Origin of the sequence: Marinoscillum luteum (assembly GCF_044005705.1) — a bacterium.
Classification (GTDB): Bacteria; Bacteroidota; Bacteroidia; order Cytophagales; family Cyclobacteriaceae; genus Marinoscillum; species Marinoscillum luteum.
Genome location: NZ_JBIPKE010000019.1, coordinates 441114 through 460594, shown reverse-complemented (window position 1 = coordinate 460594; position 19481 = coordinate 441114). Strand labels below are relative to the sequence as shown.

General features: G+C 46.8%; 21 protein-coding genes and 1 riboswitch. Of the genes, 8 read left to right on the top strand and 13 right to left on the bottom strand.

From position 1 onward, the window contains the following. Positions 1 to 11 precede the first annotated feature (11 nt). Positions 12 to 122: riboswitch (TPP riboswitch) on the top strand. Positions 123 to 170: 48 nt separating this feature from the next. Continuing rightward, positions 171 to 2621 (top strand): TonB-dependent receptor, encoded by a 2451-nt coding sequence (locus ACHKAR_RS17020; protein ID WP_395418630.1) that lies wholly within the window; start codon positions 171 to 173, stop codon positions 2619 to 2621. Positions 2622 to 2680: 59 nt separating this feature from the next. On the opposite strand, the gene ACHKAR_RS17015 is transcribed toward ACHKAR_RS17020, so the two are convergent. Continuing rightward, on the bottom strand, positions 2681 to 3250 hold the full coding sequence (locus ACHKAR_RS17015; RefSeq protein WP_395418628.1) for a DUF4136 domain-containing protein: 570 nt from the start codon (positions 3248 to 3250) through the stop codon (positions 2681 to 2683). Positions 3251 to 3376: 126 nt separating this feature from the next. On the opposite strand from ACHKAR_RS17015, the gene ACHKAR_RS17010 reads away from it, so the two are divergent. Beyond that, on the top strand, positions 3377 to 4012 hold the full coding sequence (locus tag ACHKAR_RS17010) for a hypothetical protein (RefSeq protein WP_395418626.1): 636 nt from the start codon (positions 3377 to 3379) through the stop codon (positions 4010 to 4012). On the opposite strand, the gene ACHKAR_RS17005 is transcribed toward ACHKAR_RS17010, so the two are convergent. Further along, a complete protein-coding gene (locus ACHKAR_RS17005; RefSeq protein WP_395418625.1) occupies positions 4006 to 5823 on the bottom strand; it encodes a vWA domain-containing protein in 1818 nt (605 codons plus the stop codon). The genes ACHKAR_RS17010 and ACHKAR_RS17005 overlap by 7 nt on opposite strands. A 114-nt stretch (positions 5824 to 5937) precedes the next feature. Between ACHKAR_RS17005 and ACHKAR_RS17000 the strand changes: the two genes are divergently transcribed. Beyond that, on the top strand, positions 5938 to 6513 hold the full coding sequence (locus tag ACHKAR_RS17000; protein ID WP_395418623.1) for an RNA polymerase sigma factor: 576 nt from the start codon (positions 5938 to 5940) through the stop codon (positions 6511 to 6513). After that, positions 6500 to 7801, top strand: coding sequence for an energy transducer TonB (locus ACHKAR_RS16995; RefSeq protein ID WP_395418622.1), 1302 nt, complete (start codon positions 6500 to 6502; stop codon positions 7799 to 7801). The genes ACHKAR_RS17000 and ACHKAR_RS16995 overlap by 14 nt, the downstream gene beginning before the upstream one ends. 1 nt (position 7802) lies before the next feature. Here the strand turns inward: ACHKAR_RS16995 and prmC are convergent, their stop codons facing one another. Further along, positions 7803 to 8654, bottom strand: a complete 852-nt coding sequence (gene prmC / locus ACHKAR_RS16990) for a peptide chain release factor N(5)-glutamine methyltransferase (protein WP_395418621.1) — start codon at positions 8652 to 8654, stop codon at positions 7803 to 7805. An 18-nt stretch (positions 8655 to 8672) separates the two neighbouring features. Between prmC and ribD the strand changes: the two genes are divergently transcribed. Both ribD and ACHKAR_RS16980 read left to right on the top strand, forming a co-directional pair. Continuing rightward, positions 8673 to 9692, top strand: coding sequence for a bifunctional diaminohydroxyphosphoribosylaminopyrimidine deaminase/5-amino-6-(5-phosphoribosylamino)uracil reductase RibD (ribD, locus tag ACHKAR_RS16985; protein WP_395418619.1), 1020 nt, complete (start codon positions 8673 to 8675; stop codon positions 9690 to 9692). 10 nt (positions 9693 to 9702) lie between these two features. Beyond that, complete coding sequence (locus tag ACHKAR_RS16980) at positions 9703 to 10173, top strand: GAF domain-containing protein (RefSeq protein WP_395418617.1); 471 nt, start codon at positions 9703 to 9705, stop codon at positions 10171 to 10173. Here ACHKAR_RS16980 and ACHKAR_RS16975 read toward each other — a convergent pair whose 3' ends face one another. The 8 genes from ACHKAR_RS16975 to ACHKAR_RS16940 form a co-directional block, all read right to left on the bottom strand. Further along, a complete protein-coding gene (locus ACHKAR_RS16975; protein WP_395418616.1) occupies positions 10174 to 10959 on the bottom strand; it encodes a M48 family metallopeptidase in 786 nt (261 codons plus the stop codon). A gap of 8 nt (positions 10960 to 10967) precedes the next feature. Continuing rightward, positions 10968 to 11501 carry a DUF4870 domain-containing protein gene (locus ACHKAR_RS16970; RefSeq protein ID WP_395418614.1) on the bottom strand — a complete coding sequence of 178 codons (534 nt, stop codon included), beginning with the start codon at positions 11499 to 11501 and terminating at the stop codon, positions 10968 to 10970. A gap of 12 nt (positions 11502 to 11513) precedes the next feature. Next, complete coding sequence (locus ACHKAR_RS16965) at positions 11514 to 12098, bottom strand: DUF4389 domain-containing protein (RefSeq protein ID WP_395418613.1); 585 nt, start codon at positions 12096 to 12098, stop codon at positions 11514 to 11516. A 148-nt stretch (positions 12099 to 12246) separates the two neighbouring features. Continuing rightward, the gene (locus ACHKAR_RS16960; protein ID WP_395418612.1) at positions 12247 to 12903 is read right to left on the bottom strand and encodes a phosphatidylserine decarboxylase family protein; all 657 of its coding nucleotides are present in this window, start codon (positions 12901 to 12903) and stop codon (positions 12247 to 12249) included. Beyond that, positions 12903 to 14177 carry a Glu/Leu/Phe/Val family dehydrogenase gene (locus tag ACHKAR_RS16955; RefSeq protein WP_159582821.1) on the bottom strand — a complete coding sequence of 425 codons (1275 nt, stop codon included), beginning with the start codon at positions 14175 to 14177 and terminating at the stop codon, positions 12903 to 12905. The genes ACHKAR_RS16960 and ACHKAR_RS16955 overlap by 1 nt, the downstream gene beginning before the upstream one ends. Positions 14178 to 14245: 68 nt before the next feature. Beyond that, on the bottom strand, positions 14246 to 15064 hold the full coding sequence (locus ACHKAR_RS16950; protein WP_159582823.1) for a phosphatidate cytidylyltransferase: 819 nt from the start codon (positions 15062 to 15064) through the stop codon (positions 14246 to 14248). Then, positions 15057 to 15263 carry a DUF2007 domain-containing protein gene (locus ACHKAR_RS16945; RefSeq protein WP_159582825.1) on the bottom strand — a complete coding sequence of 69 codons (207 nt, stop codon included), beginning with the start codon at positions 15261 to 15263 and terminating at the stop codon, positions 15057 to 15059. The genes ACHKAR_RS16950 and ACHKAR_RS16945 overlap by 8 nt, the downstream gene beginning before the upstream one ends. Next, on the bottom strand, positions 15256 to 16191 hold the full coding sequence (locus ACHKAR_RS16940) for a CPBP family intramembrane glutamic endopeptidase (protein ID WP_395418610.1): 936 nt from the start codon (positions 16189 to 16191) through the stop codon (positions 15256 to 15258). The genes ACHKAR_RS16945 and ACHKAR_RS16940 overlap by 8 nt, the downstream gene beginning before the upstream one ends. 38 nt (positions 16192 to 16229) lie before the next feature. Between ACHKAR_RS16940 and dusB the strand changes: the two genes are divergently transcribed. Then, positions 16230 to 17222 (top strand): tRNA dihydrouridine synthase DusB, encoded by a 993-nt coding sequence (gene dusB, locus ACHKAR_RS16935; protein WP_159582829.1) that lies wholly within the window; start codon positions 16230 to 16232, stop codon positions 17220 to 17222. Between the two features lie 22 nt (positions 17223 to 17244). After that, entirely contained in the window at positions 17245 to 18135 is an 891-nt protein-coding gene (locus ACHKAR_RS16930; protein ID WP_395418608.1) for a DMT family transporter, read from the top strand. 50 nt (positions 18136 to 18185) lie between these two features. Here ACHKAR_RS16930 and ACHKAR_RS16925 read toward each other — a convergent pair whose 3' ends face one another. Further along, the gene (locus ACHKAR_RS16925; RefSeq protein WP_395418606.1) at positions 18186 to 19088 is read right to left on the bottom strand and encodes a hypothetical protein; all 903 of its coding nucleotides are present in this window, start codon (positions 19086 to 19088) and stop codon (positions 18186 to 18188) included. A 197-nt stretch (positions 19089 to 19285) separates the two neighbouring features. Continuing rightward, positions 19286 to 19444 carry a hypothetical protein gene (locus ACHKAR_RS16920; protein ID WP_159582835.1) on the bottom strand — a complete coding sequence of 53 codons (159 nt, stop codon included), beginning with the start codon at positions 19442 to 19444 and terminating at the stop codon, positions 19286 to 19288. Positions 19445 to 19481 lie beyond the last annotated feature (37 nt).

Sequence of the window (19481 nt, the reverse complement as noted above, 5' to 3'; positions counted from 1 at the left end):
GCCTAAGTTTGCGGCTACAAAAGGGGTGCCTTACGGATTCTAAAAGAGTCTATCGGGCTGAGATCATACCCAAATAACCTGATCCGGATAATGCCGGCGTAGGGAAGTATGATAAACCAGTAGGGAAGTTCCCCGCTTTCCGTATGGTTAAATGTTAACAACAATTTAAAATGAAAGTTTTTTGGATGTCAATGCTGGCAATGACCGCTGTATTCAGTGCGTTTGGTCAGTTCACTGTGGATGGCAAGGTGGTCACCGAAGCGGGTGAATCTTTGCCCGGAGCCAACGTATGGCTGAACCAGTCTAAGTATGCCACCTCTACAGATTGGGATGGTTTTTTTATGTTGAGCAAGGTGCCAGCGGGTACTTTTGAGTTGAGTGTTTCTTTTGTGGGCTACGAAACCTACACGAAAGTATTGGAGGTGAATCAAAACGTTTCTCTGGAGATTTCGCTGAATGAGAATGTGATTAAAGGCGAGGAGGTTTTTGTTTACGCAACCCGGGCCAATGAGAAAACACCCACCACTTTTTCAAACATTTCTAACAAGGAGATAGAGGGACGAAACATGGGCCAGGACCTGCCTTTTATCCTACAACATACGCCCTCTATGGTGGTGACCTCCGATGCAGGAAATGGTGTAGGCTATACAGGGATCAGGATCCGGGGGAGCGACCCCACACGAATCAACGTGACCGTAAATGGTGTGCCGATCAATGATTCGGAATCGCATGGTACGTTTTGGGTAAACATGCCGGACATGGCCTCTTCTGTCAACAACATTCAGATTCAGCGTGGGGTGGGTACGTCCACCAATGGTGCGGCAGCCTTCGGTGCTTCCGTAAACCTGCAAACGGACATGCCTTCTCAGGAGGCTTACGCCAAAGTGGACAATAGTTTTGGGTCATTCAATACCTGGAAACACACGGTAGAAATGAATACCGGTCTGATTAACAAAAAATGGGCTTTTCAGGGGCGATTGTCACAGATATCCTCTGACGGATACCTGGATCGTGCATCGGCCGATCTGAAGTCTTACTACCTGTCTGGCGGGTACTATGGAGATAAGACTACCGTGAAAGCTGTGGTTTTTGCAGGCAAGGAAGTGACTTATCAGGCCTGGTGGGGTACTCCTGAGGCCCGGCTGAACAATGACGTGGACGGGATGATGGAGGTCATTGCCAACAATGGACTCTCCGACGAACAGGCGGATAATCTGCTCAACTCAGGACGCACCTACAACTACTATCAGTATGACAATGAAGTGGACAACTATCAGCAAGACCACTATCAGCTCCATTTAAGTCATGTTTTCAATCCTAATTTCAATGTGAACGGAGCCCTGCACTATACCTACGGACGTGGGTACTATGAGCAGTACAGAGCGGATGATGACCTGGCGGACTACGCGTTGCCGGAGGTAGTGATTGGCGACAGCACCATCACATCCACAGACCTGATTCGTCGCAGATGGCTGGACAACGACTTTTATGGATTCACCTTTTCAGCTAACTACACTAAGGAGAAATGGGATTTGTCTTTTGGAGGTGCCTGGAACAAATATGATGGGGATCATTTTGGTGAAATCATCTGGGCACAATATGCCAGTACCAGTGCCATTCGGGATCGTTATTATGACAATTTCGGAATGAAGACCGATTTCAATGTTTACCTGAAAGGAAACTATCAGGTAGCTCCAAAAGTGAACCTCTTTGCAGATGCACAGGTCAGAATGCTGGATTATCACACCAAAGGGGTGGACAGCGACCTCAGGAATATAGATACAGGAGATACTTACGCCTTTTTCAATCCAAAGGTGGGCATGACCTATTTGGTGAAGCGGGGCGAAAGTTTTTATGCCTCTTACGCAGTGGGCAACCGGGAGCCGGTACGAGGTGATTTTGTAGATGCTGCCGAGGGTCAGATTCCAAAGGCAGAGACCATGCGCAACCTGGAGGTTGGGTATCGTAAGGCTGCAGGGAATTATAGCTATTCAGCCAACTACTACCTCATGGATTATGAAAACCAGCTGGTGCTCACCGGTGCGGTGAATGATGTGGGTTCATCCATACGGGTCAATGTGCCTGATAGCTACCGGATGGGTGTGGAGCTTGTGGGAGCGGTGAAGGTGATGGACGCCCTGACCCTGTCTGGAAATCTGACCCTCAGTAAAAACAAGATTGCCAACTTTACAGAGGTGATTTACGACTATGGTCCGGCCTTTGACGAGTACAACGAAATCCAAAATGAATACACCGATACTGACATCTCATTCTCTCCCAATGTGATTGGTGGCACGCAGATTGGTTACAAGCCACTGAGCTTCCTGGAGATTTCTTTGTTGAGCAAGTATGTGAGTAAGCAGTATCTGGACAATACGTCTAATGATGATCGCAGCATTGATGCCTACTTTGTGAATGACCTGAAAATGGATCTCACGTTTGCCAGCAAGCAGGTGAAGCAAATTGGCATCTCCCTTTTGGTGAATAACATTTTCGATGTGCAATATGTGAGCAATGGCTACACCTTTGGCTATGCCGGAGGAGACTATGTGGTGCGTGAAAATTACTATTACCCTCAGGCGGGGACTAATTTCATGCTGGCCTTATCACTGAAGTTTTAAGGATAAAAAGCCTTCGGAAGCATATTCCGAAGGCTTTTTTATAGGAATCGTTATTATTTCTATTGGTAGCTGGCCGCTAGTAGTCGGTATTGATTCAAAATACTGCGTACCGAATACCGCACGTCTTTAGAGAAATAAGTTCTGTCATCGAATAGCCCACTGGCGTAGCCCTGCCAGATGACACCATTGGACTTGCGGTCTACAAAGTCAATCAGTAAGGTGCCTTTCTTAAGTTCGTAGGCTTTATTGGTATACTTCGCTTCACGGATGTACTCCAGGTTGCTTTCGTTCTCAGCGCGCTCTGCGTACAGGGCATCCCAGCTCTCCAGCTCCAGCTGCTCGTAGCCTTTGAAGGACATGTCGTTGGAGAATACTTTGTAAGCAATGTAAATTGAGGGCTTATCGGATTTTTTGTAGCCTTGAGAAATCATCCTACGCTCAATCTCTCTTTTGATCATGCTGTCACTAAGGCCATTGTAGTTTACGGTGTCTCCCAGGTTTAGAAAATTGAAGGTATCGTAGCGCTTAAATTTCCCGCGATAACTGTAATCATACTCTACGATAAATTCCCGCTCTGCCATGCATCCGGAGAGCAGGATAAACGAGGTAATTATGAGCAAATTTTTCATTTTTGTAGAAATTTGGCGGGGTTTGGTGAAACGTTCTTATCTATTAAATTCTTTACAAACTGTTTTTGTTTTGGATTTCTGTTATTTAAACACTTATAATTTAGCACCGAATTTTAATATTTCCGAATGTCATCACACCACATTGTCAGAGATCAGCAGGAACCTGCCTTAATTTTGCACCGCCTGGACTCCTTTCCGGTCTCACATTTGCATGCACTCCTGGAGTGGTCACCGACGGTGATCTGTTGTGAACCGGGTATTGATAAATACACCAGTCTGGGCCATAAGCTGGATTTTGCAATGGTGAGTTTAAACCGCTTTGAAAGCTGGAAAGGCCGCCTGGATAATCAACAGCCCGTTAAAATCATCGCCATTGACGATTCCCACTTTTTAATGACCGGGCTGACAGTACTCCAAAAGGAAGGTCATCGTGCGGTGAATATCATCACAGATGAAGCGTCGGTCTTTGATGTGATCCAATTGCTTACCCAGTGGCTCAACCAGTTGGATCTGGTGGTATTTACAGAAAAACAAAAGTTCCTTTTTGTCAAGAATGAGACATTCAAAAAATGGCTGCCTGCCGGTACGCGGCTCACGTTGATGGCCCTGAGTGAGGATTCTAGATGGGATGTCGTGGGATTTCAGGAAGATGTGAAAGCCTCACATGATCAGGAGTTGGAGGTGGTCAAGGCAAAAGAAGGGGAGGCTGAGATCCACTGCAGCCATCCCCCTTACTTGGTGGTTGAGGATTTAGATTACTGAATCCTGTTAGCAATGTTTACCAGTTTGATAAACTCTGCTCTATAGCCGAATTCGTCCACCCCGGCAGACTGGTGGGCCATGGTGAGTATTTTGCTGAATGTGAGATTTCCCTTAAATTCTGAATCTCTCAACACCATCCCGAAGCTGGCTACCGTGGCCGCCCAGTTGAGGTTTTCGTCTTCATCAAATAAGCTGTCATTGGCCAAAGGCTGTTCTATGAGTTGACTGGTATTTTCATCTGGTTCCTTGTATCTGAATTTTACGGTAAGTAACTCATCTGTATCTCCCGTGATGGTCTGCGACTGGTACTTCAGGTCATCTACCTCTTTGGTGAAATTGCTTTTGACTCCTACCGGAATGATTTCGTAAAGAGCGGTCACCGTGTGCCCACTCCCCAGCTCGCCCGCATCTTTTTTGTCATCGTTGAAGTCCTCATCATTGAGCTTTCTGTTTTCATAGCCTATCAGGCGATAGGCCTGCACCACATTGGGGTTAAACTCCACCTGAATTTTCACGTCTTTGGCGATCGTGAAAAGAGTACCACCAAACTCCGTTACCAATACTTTTTTGGCTTCCAGGATGTTATCGATGTAGGCATAGTTGCCGTTACCTTTGTCAGCCAGGGTTTCCATTTTAGAATCTTTGTAATTGCCCATACCAAAGCCCAGTACGGTTAGGAATACGCCTTCCTCCCGTTTTTCTTCGATGAGGCGCTGCATCTCTCCATTGCTGGAGGCCCCAATATTGAAGTCTCCATCGGTGGCCAATATCACCCGGTTGTTGCCACCCTCCACAAAATGCTCCTTCGCAACTTTGTACGCCAGTTTGATGCCGGCACCACCAGCGGTGGAGCCCCCTGCTTCCAGATTTTCCAGTGCTTCGATGATTGCAGACTTATTCGCTCCGTCTGTGGGGGGCAGCACCAGCCCCGCAGCACCTGCGTAGACCACTATGGCCACCTGATCCTGTGGACGGAGTTCATTGGTCAGCATTTTCAGACTGGAGATGAGGAGTGGTAGTTTGTTGGGAGCGTTCATGGAGCCGGAGACATCCAGCAGGAAAACGATGTTGGATGGTGGAAGCTGCTCCATGGCCAGTTTTTTCCCCTGAATGCCAATTTTCACCAACAGGTGATCCTCATTCCAGGGAGCTTTGGTTTTGGCAGTGTGTATGGCAAAGGGCTTGTCGTCTTTAGGCCCATCATAGTCGTAATGAAAGTAGTTGATCATCTCTTCTATGCGTACGGCATCTTTGGGCGGTAGCTGACCCATGTGGAGAAAGCGGCGCATGTTACTGTAGGAAGCGGCGTCCACATCTATTGAAAAAGTGGAAAGTGGCTTGTCGGCACTTTTGTGGAAGATGTTTTCCTCGATGGCGTCATAGGACTCGGTGTTGTGAAATGGGTTGGACTCACCTACCATGTAGGAGGGGCCAGCGGCCCTTGATACTGCCCCTGTGGCATTCAATCGCTTGCGTAAGGAAGATGATGAAGCATCCTGAAGTACTACTTCTTGTAACTGTTGCACATCGGCGTAAAGGATTACGTTGATTTGTTGTTTCTTCCCGACTCGGATTTCTTCAGTTTGAAAGCCCACGAATGAAAAGACCAGGGTGCTGTTGGTATCATTTACCTGAATGGAGTACTTTCCAGACTTGTCCGTTTGTGCGCCGTTCGTTGTTCCCTTTTCTACTATAGTTACCCCAGGAAGCGGGTTGCCGGTTTCGTCATAAACCGAACCGGTTATTGGGAGGGTCATGGCATTCAGACTGAAAACCATCACCATGCTGAGAAGTAATAAGAGCTTTTTCATATCGGTATCATATTTGATTTGTATTCTTGAGATGTGATACCGACCTTAATTCCATAAGTGGAGTGAAATTATTTTCCCACTTAATTTTTAACTGACTGTAAAACAACAGGTTATTTGAAATTTATTTCTTCAAATAAGGACGAACAACCGGATGAAGCACTGCTCATCCGCTACCAACAGACTGGCGATAAGGCTTTGATTGGAGCACTTTTCAGCAGGTATGTGCATCTGGTGTATGGACTTTGCCTGAAGTATTTAAAAGATCGGGATGCCGCACAGGATGCGGTGATGACCATTTTTGAATCTCTTTTTAAAAAGCTTCTGGACCATGACGTAAAGTATTTCAAGAGCTGGCTCTATATGGTGGCTAAAAATCACTGTCTCATGGAGCTTCGCAAAGCCGGAACAAGCAAAGATTTGAATGGATCAATTATGGAAAATGAGGTGTTTTTGCATCCAATAGAAGAAATGCCTACCGATGTGACCGATGACCTTGATGCCCTGGAGAAATGCCTGGAACAGCTGCGGGAGGATCAACAAAAATGCTTGCGGATGTTTTATTTGCAAGAGCTGAGTTATGAAGAGGTGAGTACGAAAACCACTTTTGGGCTGAAAAAGGTGAAGAGCTATATCCAAAATGGAAAGAGAAATTTGAAAATCTGTATAGAAAAACAACATGCCGACAGGTAGAAAACATAGCACATTAACCAGGGAGCAGATCCGGAACTATCTGGAGGGAAAACTGACGGGCAAAAATGCCCATGCCGTGGAGCGTCAGTTGCTCAATGATCCTTTTGACGAGGAGGCTATGAAAGGATATGCACTGTTTGATCCAGAACTTACCGAAACGGATCTGGATGGGCTGATGAAAAGAGTGACAGCAAGGGCCAAAAAGCGCCAGAGTTATGCGTGGCGTTGGGCAGCTACCTTCGCACTCCTTGCGGTGGCTGCTGTGGTTGTTTGGTTGGTGGTACCGTCCTTAGACTCTGCCAGTGACCAGCTATCCCTGAAAGAAGAAGACCAACAGGAAGAAGGTGCGGCTGTTAAGGGAGATTCCAAAATTGTGCAAGAACAGGTTGTCATCCCGGAGCCACCTTTTATCAAAGAAGAAAGCGTCCCGGTTGCTGAAGCAACCCGACCAAAGCCCGAAGAAAATATACTGACGGATGAAAATGAGGAAGGTCCTTCTCAGGAAGATGTTGCGATCACTACCAAGCGTCCGGAACCTTCCGCAGATGAATTGATGGAGGAGGATCAGGTCATTGAGCTGGCAGATGAGACACTGGCTGAGGTGGTGATAGAAGAGGTGATTCCGGAAGAGAGCTCCGCACTGAAGAAGGAAGCGGTAGCTATGAGCAGATCCACAGGAGCAGGGACCCGATCAGCTCTGGGGGCAGATAATGTGGTGACGGGCACGGTCACTGATGAAGCTGGAACCCCATTGCCAGGAGTGACGGTGCTGGTGAAAGGCACCTCCTATGGAGTGATGAGTGATAGCAATGGTCAATACAACCTGGAACTCGCAGATAGAAGCGCTGTGCTTATTTTCTCCTATGTGGGTTATGACCAGATAGAGCTGAAGGTGGGAGACAGAAGGCAGTTGAACGTGGAGCTGGAGACGGATGTACAGGCACTCTCCGAGGTGGTAGTGACCACTTATGCGGAGACCAATGAAATGAGCTTTGAAAACGCTGTGCCAGACGAAGGGTTAAAAGCCTACCGGTCTTACCTGGAGCGAGAACTGAATTATCCCAGGACGGCTATCGACAGCAATGTTTCAGGTAAAGTAATCCTGAAAGTTGCCATTCTCGCCACTGGAGAGATAGGAACGATTGAAGTGAAGCGAAGCCTCGGATTTGGCTGTGATGAGGAGGCGATGAGGTTGGTACGAACAGGTCCCCCGTGGAAAGCAGCCACCAGAGATGGAGAGCCTGTAGAAAGTCAGGTTCGGGTAAAGGTGGTATTCCAACCGGAGTAGGTCAGGGGAGTATTGCCCTTACCATGCGATCTTTGCCATTCAGGTCTTGAAAAACTTTTGCGTCTTCGTATCCTTTTGTTCTCAGCATGTCTTTCGTTGCCAGTCCAAAGGCCTCATGGATTTCGAAATAGAGCTTTCCTTCCGGGGTTAGGTGAGTTAGCCCAATCTCCGCAATGCGGCGGTAAAAAATGAGCGGGTCATCATTAGAGACAAAGAGTGCCCCTTCCGGCTCAAAGGCCACCACATTCTCATGCATTTCGTGACGATCCGCCTCTGGTATATAGGGAGGGTTACTCACGATGAGGTCATATTGCTGTGGCGGAATTTCCCCAAACACATCCTGTACCTCCATGTTGACTTGAGCTCCCAATGCCCGGCTGTTTTTCTGAGCGGTTTTTACAGCTCCTTCAGAGAGGTCCCAACCAGTCACATTTGAGGCCCTCATGGCCAGCGCGAGACTGATGGCAATGCATCCGGTGCCCGTACCTATATCCAGAATATTCAGTTTTTGATGACGATCATTCTCATCAAGTATCAGCTCGACCAACTCCTCGGTTTCTGGTCTGGGAATTAGGGTATGTTTATTCACCAGATATTTTCGACCCATAAAATAAGCAAAGCCGATGACGTGCTGCACGGGCACATTGCTCAGCAGCTGTAGCATGGCAGATCGGAGCTTTTTATGGTCACTTTCTGAAAGGCTCCTCTCTGGGTTGGTGAGTCGGTGGATCCGGGTGATCCCCAAATGATCTTCCAGCAAGAGATTGATGATTGACTCTGCTTCTCTTTCTCCATAGATGGGAGTGAGTTGAAGAACTGATTCTTTGTAAATTGCGGACACTTTGTGATTCACAGCACGAAGTTACCGAATATGTCAGATCAACAATGGATGCAAAGAGCGCTGGAGCTTGCCCGTCTGGGTTTGGGCAATGTGAGCCCCAACCCTATGGTAGGGTGCGTGATTGTGAAAGATGACAAAATCATTGGGGAGGGCTATCACGAGCAGTACGGAGGGCCGCATGCGGAAGTGAATGCTGTACAAGCTGTGAAGGATCAGTCCCTTTTGGTTCAGAGTACCGCTTATGTCACATTGGAGCCCTGTTCCCATTTTGGAAAGACTCCACCTTGTGCCGACTTGCTGGTGCGCCATCAGGTAAAGCGGGTGGTCATTTGCAATGAGGATCCCAATCCTTTGGTGGCCGGGCAGGGCATTGAGCGACTAAGGAATGCCGGAATTGAAGTGGAAATCGGTTTGTTAAAGGAAGAGGGGAGAGTGCTCAATAGGAGATTTTTCACTGCTTTTGAAAAGAAAAGACCCTATGTGATCCTGAAGTGGGCACAGACCACTGATGGTTTTGTGGCCCGTGAAAACTATGACAGCAAATGGATCAGCAATACTTATTCGCGACAGCTGGTGCATAAGTGGCGTGCCGAGGAGGATGCTATTTTGGTGGGTACCAATACGGCTCGTTACGATAATCCATCTTTGACCACCAGAGACTGGAAGGGCAAAAATCCTGTGCGTTTTTTCATTGACAGAACGTTGGAGTTGAACAAGGGAATGCATCTCATGGATGGAACCGTACCTACTTATTGTTTTACGGAAGGAGAGGATGAAAACAGGCAGAATTTGACATTTATTCAGCAGGAGCAGATTACTCCTGAAGCCATTTTAGCTTCGATCAGCGAAATGAAAATCCAGTCTTTGATTATTGAGGGTGGGAGTGGGTTATTCAACTCTTTCATTGAACGTGGACTTTGGGATGAAGCCAGGGTTTTCATTGCCCCTCACACTTTTGGTAAAGGCATTGCTGCCCCTCATATTTCCGGTGAACTTTTGTCAGCAGAGGACGTTTTAGGAGATCGGTTATTAATTTATAAAAATCATTGAAAGCGCTACCATGGCAGAAGAACTAAACATTATCCATACCACTGACAAGAGGGAAAAATACGCTTCTCTCATACCGCAGATAGAATCGCTCATTGCTGATGAGGAGGATTTGATTGCTAACCTGGCCAATATCGCCGCAGCACTCAAATATGGGATGGATTTCTTTTGGGTGGGGTTTTACCTGGTCAAAAATGATCAATTGGTGCTGGCTCCGTTTCAGGGGCCCATCGCCTGTACACGGATCAACAAAGGCAAAGGGGTTTGTGGACAAAGCTGGGCCACTGGCCAAACCATTATCGTGCCTGATGTAGACCAGTTTCCAGGACATATCGCCTGTAGTTCTGATAGCAAATCAGAGATTGTGGTGCCTGTGATCAAAGACGGTGCGGTGATAGGTGTACTGGACGTGGACAGTGATCAACTAAACACTTTTGACGAGGTGGATCAGGAGTTTCTCGAAAGATTGGTTTCCAGGCTCTGATTATAGTGCGGACTTCACCAGTTCCCAGTCAATATTCATCGGCTCAGCTTCGAAGTTTTCCTTCAGTGGATACTCTAGTGCTTCCTTGATGCGCTTATTGAGATTGGGGTGAGACATCAGAAAATCCAGCCGGTCGTCACCTTCTCCGTACTTTTCTTTCAGTCGCCTAAAGATCGTGGAAACATACCGGGGGCTGATGGCTGCTTCTTCCAGTGTCTTTAAGGCAAACTGGTCCGCACTTGTCTCCTGAGTCCTGTCAAATGAGGAGGAGATGGTGGCTTTGGCTATTTCCCCTACCAGTACCGGATCACTTCCGGTAAGGATGGAAAAGACCACATTGATACCGAGATCCTTCAGGATTTTATTCACAACATGGCGTTCTTCCACATGACCCATTTCATGGGCCAGTACTGCTGCCAGCTCCTCTGGGTTCTCTGAGAGCCTGATGATTCCCGAGAAAATAAAGATATGTCCACCCATCGTAGCAAAAGCGTTCACCTCCGGTTCATTCAGCACATGGAGCTGATAGTCATAGTTGGTAGGACCGATGGCCGTCAGGAGTCTCTTTTTGATAGTCAGAATGGCTTCACTCACCGTATCGTTTTCTACCGCTTCATACTCACGCAGCACCTGGTCGGCCAGTAGGTCTCCCAGCTCTTGCTCGGTTTCCACAGACACGGACAGTTCGGGGGCATCAGGCACCCACCTAAACAGGGTGAAAGCCAACCAACCAATGAGAAATGCCCCAATGACGATGAGCAGTTCCTTATAGAGTCCTTTGATCATTTGCTGAATTATTTGGGAGGCTCATTGAGAACGGGAGCGCCAGAAGACTCCTCTTTGCGATAAGCAAAGTGATAAGCCAGCTTGCCAAAGAAAAGGAAATAATAGAACCTTCCTTTTCGGGCTTTTGTGGTTCCCACCAGACTGAAAATGACATACAGCAGATTGGCTGCCACTACCACCCACAGGTAACCCCAGTAGAGCTCCGATACGGTAGCAAATCCCTCCATAAACACATCACTACTGCGAAATGACCCTTCATTGAAGATGATCCGGAAGGTCCAAAAAACCAACCCTGCGTTCATCAGAGTGGTGGGGATCTGCGAATAGAGGGATTGCAGAGCGTGAAATTTCACAAATCTGCTTTTGCCTTTGTTTACATAATAGTAGATCACCGCGGCGATGAGGTTCAAAATAGGCAAAGGGAGGCCTGCCGCCAGAGCGGCAAACATCATCAGGTATGCCCCCATGGCATCTTCCCGATCCCTCATGCTGATATCCTCTACCTGTTCAATAGGGTAGTATTTTTCGGACGTATTTGTCATGTTTCTGAGTGATTATTCCTTACCGGAAAATGGTGGATACTGATCATCCATAAAGCCCATGTATAAGCTCACACGGGTGCTCCATCTCAATGTCTCCACATTGAAGGTATGCCAGGATTCCGGATACTTACCAGTGAAAAGCACGGCCCAAAAGGCGAGAAAAGAGAGGATAATTCCCCAGAGCGTACGGAAATAAAGAATAAATCCATGTGGGATAAGCACATAAATAAAACCAAAGAACGCACGGATCAGGAGCAATCCCCGGCTGATGTTTTCAGGATAAGGTACTTCCAGAGAGGTGTACTCGTCGGAGGCATTGATGCCAAAAGCGGGGTACCCGTCAGAAAGGTTCATCAATCGTGCATTCAGTCGCAGGTTCCACTGCAACAGACCCACCTGAAACTCAAAAAAGCTTTGAGGGTATTTTCCGGTAAAAAGCACAATCCACCAGGCAATGAACTGTAAGATGGCTCCCCAGATACTGACGAAAATAAGGAGAAAGAGGTGTGGGAGTGCGATGTAAATCGCACCAAAAAGTGAGCGCAAGATGAGCTCTCCACGGGAGTAGTACTCCTGATGTTGGATGGTTAACTTCATTTAAGGTTAGGTTTTGTGAAATCGGAAGTTAATTTTTTTTAGAAAAGGATCAAAGAACTATTTGCAATCCTCCCGCGGGTGGTACAGGGAACGCCAAAAAAAAGGCCTGGTGATCACCAGGCCTTTTTTTTGTGACTTCTTTTCTCTATTATGACAGTTCGGCAATGACCGTTTTGCCTCCGTAAGAAATGTCATCAATGTTTACTTTGATTTTGGCATCCAGTGGAAGATAGAGGTCTATTCGGCTACCGAAACGGATAAAGCCAAATTTCTCACCTTGCTCTACTGGTTTTCCTGCTTCCGAATAAAAACAAATCCTCCTGGCTACAGCACCCGCCACCTGCCGCATCATGATCTCCACTCCGGAGGCCAGCTTTAGCCCGATAGAAGTGCGCTCATTGTCTGTGCTCGATTTGGGATGCCACGCCACCAGAAATTTACCCGGGTGATATTTGAAGTAAGAGATTTCTCCTGCCACCGGGCTCCTGTTCACATGCACGTTCAGTGGCGACATGAAGATCGATACTTGAATTCTTTTGTCTTTCAGATACTCAGACTCTTCGGTCTCTTCTATTACCACCACCTTTCCATCTGCCGGAGCGATGATTTGTGTAGGGTTTTTCTCCACTGGAAACTCAGGATCTCTGAAGAAACGTACCACAAGGATGAAGAAAATAACCGCTGCCAGGCCCAGCATGATCTGCACCACCTGAAATGGGATGAGCCAATAAAGCAATGCATAAAGCAGCACTAAAATAATGGCTGCAATGGGTATGATCTTGTATCCTTCTTTGTGAATGTTCATTAGAATCCTCCTCTGTATTTATAGGTTTTAGCCACCTTGTCTATGGCCACAATATATGCAGCGATACGCAAGGAAACATTATATTGTTGAGATGTCTCGTACACTTTATCAAAGGCCGTTTTCATAATTCTGTCAGACCTTCTGTTGACTCGCTCTGCGGTCCACTTGTAACCCAGCCTGTTTTGTACCCACTCAAAGTAAGAGACGGTAACCCCACCGGCGTTGGCCAGAATGTCCGGCACAGCCATGATGCCATTGTCATTGAGTATGGCGTCAGCCTTGGCAGATGTGGGGCCGTTGGCTCCCTCCACGATCAGCTTGGCCTTGATCTGGCCTGCATTTTTTTCAGTGATTACATCTTCCACAGCAGCGGGCACCAGCACGTCTACATCGAGTAGCAAGAGTTCATCCGGATCTATTTTTTCAGCACCTGCAAAACCTTCCAGTGATCCGTTGTTTTCATTTCGGTAATTGATGGCTTCCTTGATGTTGATACCTTCTTTGTTATAGTAAGCACCCGAAAGGTCAGAGACTGATACCACAGTAACACCTCTTTCTGCCAGCAGGATGGCCGCCCATGAGCCTACATTACCAAATCCCTGAACGGCACAGGTAGCTTTGAATGGATTGATTTTCATCTTCTCCATAGCCGCCATGGCTGAGATCATTACTCCCCGGCCAGTAGCTTCTGTTCGGCCCAGTGATCCACCCAATACCAGCGGTTTACCCGTAACAACCGAGTTGACGGTCATGCCCTGAGCTCTGGAATAGTGGTCCATCAGCCAGGCCATTTCTCTTGGCCCGGTACCCATATCTGGTGCCGGAATGTCCCGGTCGGGACCGAAAATCTCCAACATGGATTGCGTGAATGATCGGGTGAGTCGTTCCACTTCTCCGGCAGACATGGCTCTTGGGTTGCACTTGATGCCACCTTTGGCACCTCCATACGGAATATCGACCACCGCACATTTCCAGGTCATCCATGCAGCCAGGGCTTTTACTTCGTCCAGGTTCACATCCATGTCATACCTGATCCCACCTTTGGAAGGGCCCAGAATATTGGAATGAATCACTCGATAGCCTTCAAATACCTGGATAGATCCATTGTCCATGGTGATGGGCAGTGATACGATGACTTGCTTGGTGGGGGATTTTAATACATTATAAACTTCATCATCCAGGCCGAGGTGTTGCGCTGCAATGTGAAATCTTGACATCATTGACTCGAAAGGATTTCCTTTATCCTTAATAGGAGCCGGTTCAATGTAAGCCATGCTTGTTAATAATTTAAATGGGGTTATTGTTTATTTGGCAGCAAAGCTACGCGTTTCCCCACATTTAACTAGAAAAGTTTGAGGAAAACAACGATGAACGGGACGGCCAAAATGAGGCTGTCAAACCTGTCCAGAAAGCCTCCATGTCCGGGTATGGAAGTACCCGAATCCTTGATTTGCATAGTACGCTTAAACATGGACTCCACCAGGTCACCGTAAGTGCCCGCGATGACCACTATGAGCGAGACGATGATCCATTGCCACATGGCCAGACCAGTGCTGTATCTGCTGATGGCAATAGAAAATGCCACGGCCGTCAGTGCCCCGCCTATGGCCCCTTCCCAGGATTTTTTTGGGGAGATACGCTCGAAAAGTTTTCGTTTGCCAAAACGGATTCCGGCAAAGTAGGCACCTGTATCACTGGCCCAGATAATTAGCATGAGGCCCAGTAATATCTCATAACTGTACCAGCCGTGGTAATGTACCACGACATTCATGAGGGCAAAAGGCAGAGCCACATAGGTCAGGCCAAGATAGAAGAGTGCAATGTTCAGGAATGGGTTGTTGTCATTTTTCTTATATAGTTTGATCAAAAAGATCAGGGAGGCGATCGGGAAAATGATAAAGTAAAAATTGGAGTTGAGCGAGCCACGGGCCACAAAGAAGGACAAAATGAAAAGCCCACCTCCTATAGCCACTCCCAGTAGCCTGATGGGCAGATAGCTCTGGAGTTTGATGAGGCGGTAAAACTCCCACTGGGCCAGCAACGAAATGGTGAGAAATACTACAAAGTAGGCCCACTCGCCGATGATAAGGGAAGAAACAATGATCGCTGCACCTGCTGTAGCAGAAATGATGCGCTGGTAGAGGTCGGAGAATTTATTCAAATTTGATTTCGTCGTTTATAATTTTTATTGCTTTGATGATGTATTCCGGGGCCACCAAAACTTCAAATGTACCGAATTGATATGCAGAATCTTTTTTGTTCAACACCACAGGACTCATTTCCTGATCTTCCAGCACTGCTTTTACGATTTCCGCCCGGTATTCCAGGGAGTCACGGTACACGCATTGCCAATCACGCATTTTTTTCAGGGAATAAATTTCTGAATAAATATAGCAATACCGCACCAGCCAGAAAAAAGATTCCCACCACATAGAGTGGCGGAGAAGAGTCTGTTTCTGCAGGATTATAATTGATGAATTTGATCTGACTGAAATAGAGCAGCGTCAGGGTGAGTCCGTTATTGATAAAATGCCCTACCATGGCCAGTGACAAGTAGCCAGACCAATAATACAGATAGCCGAAGAGTGCGCCAAGAAAAACCCTGGGGACCACTCCGTAAAACTGAAAGTGGAAAATACCGAAAATAATGGCCGATAACCATATGGCCACGTGCGGATTGTTGAAGGCCTTCCCGAAAAGATTTTGAATCAGTCCGCGAAAAAGGAGTTCTTCACCCACGGCAGGTATCAGGGCGATGACCACCAGCGCGATCAGGTATTCATGAATTCCAGAAAATGTAGTCAGGTATTCGGTGAGTTTTTCCAGCTGTGCTTCTTTACTCTGCGCCCAGTTTTCAAACCACGAAAAGATGTCGGGCATATCCACATTCTGATTCCACTCTATAACCACACTATTGGCCACCATAAAGCAAAAAAGGATCACCACTGTCATCAGTATGGGGCGAAGCGCCTGCTCTGGAAAATTGAAGAACGGAGCGTACCGCCCTTTTAGGTTGACTTTGATGAAGAAAAGAGGCACCACGATGAAGGCACCTATGGAGGTTACTGCCTGAATAATCATCAGGGGTAATTTGGCACTTTCAGACCCGTAGGGGTTGGTGAGAATGCCTAGCGATTCCTGTACGTCATAATTAAATAGGAGCATGATCAGCCCCTGGGCAATGAATGAAAACAAAAAAAGGGCAGCTAAAACATAACCACCCAAAATTAGTAGTAACATCCAAGGGGTGGAATCACCCTCATCGGTGTTTTTCAGGATATTCTGCATAATTGCCCTAAATTTACGGCAAAATTGGACATAAGACTGTGGTCAAAATAGGAAACTTAGAAATCGGGGAATTCCCACTGTTGCTTGCACCTATGGAGGATGTGAGCGATCCGCCATTCCGTGCCGTGTGCAAGGAAAACGGAGCGGATTTGATGTATACGGAATTCATCTCCTCGGAGGGGCTCATCAGAGATGCTGCCAAGAGTGTGGAGAAATTGGATATTTATGATTACGAGCGGCCGATAGGCATTCAGATTTTTGGAGATAAAATTGACTCCATGCGCCAGGCGGCTGCCATTGCCGAGGAGGCCAATCCAGAAATTATTGATATCAACTACGGCTGTCCTGTGAAAAAGGTAGCCTGTAAAGGAGCGGGTGCGGGTATTTTGCTGGATATCCCCAAGATGCAGGAAATGACCGCCGAAATCGTGAAAGCGGTGAATAAACCTGTGACGGTGAAGACCCGACTGGGCTGGGACGATAGCACCATCCGTATAGTGGAGGTGGCCAAGCGTCTGCAGGATGTGGGCATTCAGGCGCTGACCATTCATGGTCGTACGCGAAAGCAGATGTATAAGGGCGAAGCAGACTGGACCAAAATAGCGGAGGTAAAAAACCATCCCGATATACACATTCCCATTTTTGGGAACGGCGACATTGACAGTCCCGAGAAGGCCCTGGAGTATAAGGAGAAGTATGGCATAGATGGAATCATGATCGGGAGAGCGGCCATTGGTTACCCATGGATTTTCAATGAGATCAAGCACTTCATGGCTACTGGAGAGCACCTGGATAAACCTACTTTGACCGAGCGGGTAGCTGTTGCCAAAAAACACCTGGAATTTTCTGTAGAGTGGAAAGGTGAGTTGAAAGGGATTTTCGAGATGCGGCGACATTACACCAACTATTTCAAAGGCATACCGGACTTCAAACCCTACCGTACACGTCTGGTAGAGTCTGCTTCATTTGAAGAGTTGAAAAGCATTCTGGATGAAATTCCGGAAGTATTTCAGGAGGCGATAATCGCCTGACCCCCCAAAGCCCAACCCCAATATGACCCAAAAACCAACCGTAAAGGCCTGGAGCCTTTTGCTTGCCCTATCCTTGATATGGGGAAGCTCCTTTATCCTGATCAAGAAGGGCCTTTTGGGACTCACTCCTTTTGAAGTGGGCTCTCTGAGAATCCTCTTTGCATCTATTTTTTTACTGCCCTTTGTGATTCGAAACCTGAAAAAGGTCAAGAGACATCAGGTCAAGTATCTGGTGTCCATTGGCTTTCTCGGGAGTTTTATTCCTGCATTTTTATTTGCCATAGCTCAGACCCGACTAGAAAGTTCGATCACCGGAGTGCTCAATGCCATGACACCCATATTCACCATGCTGGTGGGCTTATTTGTCTATAAGCAGCAGCAGTCTCCGCGGGTATTTGTGGGAGTATTCGTGGGTTTTTTGGGCGCTGCCACACTGGTCATGGCCGGCTCGGGAGGTGAGCTATCCAATTTCAATTTTTATGCATTTTTTGTGGTGCTGGCCACGATCATGTATGCACTCAATCTCAACATCATCAAGTATCACCTGCAGGAGCTTAGGTCTATGACCATCACCAGCATATCGCTGGCTTTTGTGGGGCCGATCGCTGCTGTGCAGCTTGTGTTCTTTTCAGATTTCCCCACTAGGGTGATGGAGGTGGAGGGTGTACTGGAGGCTACTGGCTATATCCTCACACTTGGAGTGGTAGGCACGGCCATTGCATTGATTATTTTCAATAAACTGGTGAATCTCACCGATCCTGTTTTTACCTCTTCGGTGACTTATATCATTCCCATCGTGGCAGTGATGTGGGGAGTGCTGGATGGCGAGGTGCTTCTATTGAGTCATATACTCGGCATAGTCGCTATTTTGGCAGGAGTGTATGTGGCCAATTCCAGTAAGAGGAAGGCATAAAAAAAGGTGACCCGATAGCATCAGGTCGCCTTTTTTAGCAGACTAAGACCTTAGTCGTGCAGTTTCGAAAAATCAAATTCTTCCAGGAATTTCTTCGCCTGCTGCGTATTTTGAAACTCGAACATTTTGGTGTGACCGTCTGTGTCATGGATCTCCACTTTGATGGCCTCAATGTTAGGAATGGCATGAGTGGTTGACTTAGCCACCAAAGAGTCCTTGTCAATATTCTTGGAGAGTTTCTGCGTTTTCCTTTTTACCCGTCCACAGTAAGAGCATTCGTACTCCTTCTGTATTTCGCCATCTTCGTGATCAGTGGCAGGTTTCAGGATGTCCTCTTTTACCAGTTTTAAGGTCTGGAAACCACATCGGTCACATTCGAACGCACTTAGGTGACCCTGATATTTTTCAATCTTGGTTTCCTGAGTTTCCGGATCTATCCATACATCGTAGTCCACGGAGAAAGCATCTTCCTCGGCCTGCATTCCCTCATCCAGATACGTATCTTCTTCGTCCTCGCTCAGAAGTTTCATTTCATTACCCGTGCCCGGATTGATACGTGGTGTATACCTCAGTTTTTTGAGTTTTTTCTCCAGAGGGCCAGGGTAGTAGTATTTGAAAATAAGGTATGCGATGTAGATATGGAGCGTGCCTATGCAAAATGAGACAAAAATCCTGATGAAAAACCAGACAGGGCTGAGAACTACCGTTTCATCATATACTGTGTTGAGAAAGAAAAAAATACCGGCGGCTAACACATAATTGGCCCGGAGGTAACTTTTGATCTCATGCTGACTGGCCACATCAAATTTTTCTTTGAGCGTGCCAGCAAAGGAATATTTGATCCAATACCTGATGACAAAAACAATGGTGAGGCCAATAGCTACCAGAAAGAGGTACCACATGGCTACATGCCAGATATCAAGAAAGGACAAATAGGAATCGTTAGTTTTCATAATGCTTTATATGATGAATGTTTAAAGTTAAACTGCTCTGTCTAACCGAAAATTATTAAAACCTCAAACATTTTATATGTTGGCGGACTATCAAATTTGCGGAAAACTAATATAAAGCATTCAATAAAAGAGAAAACAAATTGTTCTGATTTGACTTTTTAAGCTGAAATGGAGCCTTATGGCTGGTATTGTGGGATTTATTGGGCTGCCAGTAGGTGAGTCACGGGGGCTTCCAGCTGTAGAGAAATGGTCTCTACCTGAGGTGATATGATGTCTCGCAGTCTTCTTTCCATTTCCATCAGGTAGGTGAGGAGCGAGATGATCATTAATAGCGTTATGAGCTTAGTCCACTTCATTCAATGTATTGATGACGTTTTGACCAATAAGGTTGCA

Excerpts from the sequence above, each read along its gene's own strand:
- ACHKAR_RS16925 (WP_395418606.1), bottom strand. The coding sequence starts at position 19,088 with ATGAAAACTAACGATTCCTATTTGTCCTTTCTTGATATCTGGCATGTA.
- ACHKAR_RS16960 (WP_395418612.1), bottom strand. The coding sequence starts at position 12,903 with ATGAACATTCACAAAGAAGGATACAAGATCATACCCATTGCAGCCATT.
- ACHKAR_RS16965 (WP_395418613.1), bottom strand. The coding sequence starts at position 12,098 with ATGAAGTTAACCATCCAACATCAGGAGTACTACTCCCGTGGAGAGCTC.
- ACHKAR_RS17005 (WP_395418625.1), bottom strand. The coding sequence starts at position 5,823 with ATGAAAAAGCTCTTATTACTTCTCAGCATGGTGATGGTTTTCAGTCTG.
- ACHKAR_RS16955 (WP_159582821.1), bottom strand. The coding sequence starts at position 14,177 with ATGGCTTACATTGAACCGGCTCCTATTAAGGATAAAGGAAATCCTTTC.
- ACHKAR_RS16945 (WP_159582825.1), bottom strand. The coding sequence starts at position 15,263 with ATGCGTGATTGGCAATGCGTGTACCGTGACTCCCTGGAATACCGGGCG.
- ACHKAR_RS16975 (WP_395418616.1), bottom strand. The coding sequence starts at position 10,959 with ATGATCAAAGGACTCTATAAGGAACTGCTCATCGTCATTGGGGCATTT.
- ACHKAR_RS17020 (WP_395418630.1), top strand. The coding sequence starts at position 171 with ATGAAAGTTTTTTGGATGTCAATGCTGGCAATGACCGCTGTATTCAGT.
- ACHKAR_RS17015 (WP_395418628.1), bottom strand. The coding sequence starts at position 3,250 with ATGAAAAATTTGCTCATAATTACCTCGTTTATCCTGCTCTCCGGATGC.
- ACHKAR_RS16920 (WP_159582835.1), bottom strand. The coding sequence starts at position 19,444 with ATGAAGTGGACTAAGCTCATAACGCTATTAATGATCATCTCGCTCCTC.
- ACHKAR_RS17010 (WP_395418626.1), top strand. The coding sequence starts at position 3,377 with ATGTCATCACACCACATTGTCAGAGATCAGCAGGAACCTGCCTTAATT.
- ACHKAR_RS16940 (WP_395418610.1), bottom strand. The coding sequence starts at position 16,191 with ATGCAGAATATCCTGAAAAACACCGATGAGGGTGATTCCACCCCTTGG.
- ACHKAR_RS16970 (WP_395418614.1), bottom strand. The coding sequence starts at position 11,501 with ATGACAAATACGTCCGAAAAATACTACCCTATTGAACAGGTAGAGGAT.
- ACHKAR_RS16995 (WP_395418622.1), top strand. The coding sequence starts at position 6,500 with ATGCCGACAGGTAGAAAACATAGCACATTAACCAGGGAGCAGATCCGG.
- ribD (WP_395418619.1), top strand. The coding sequence starts at position 8,673 with ATGTCAGATCAACAATGGATGCAAAGAGCGCTGGAGCTTGCCCGTCTG.
- ACHKAR_RS16980 (WP_395418617.1), top strand. The coding sequence starts at position 9,703 with ATGGCAGAAGAACTAAACATTATCCATACCACTGACAAGAGGGAAAAA.
- ACHKAR_RS16930 (WP_395418608.1), top strand. The coding sequence starts at position 17,245 with ATGACCCAAAAACCAACCGTAAAGGCCTGGAGCCTTTTGCTTGCCCTA.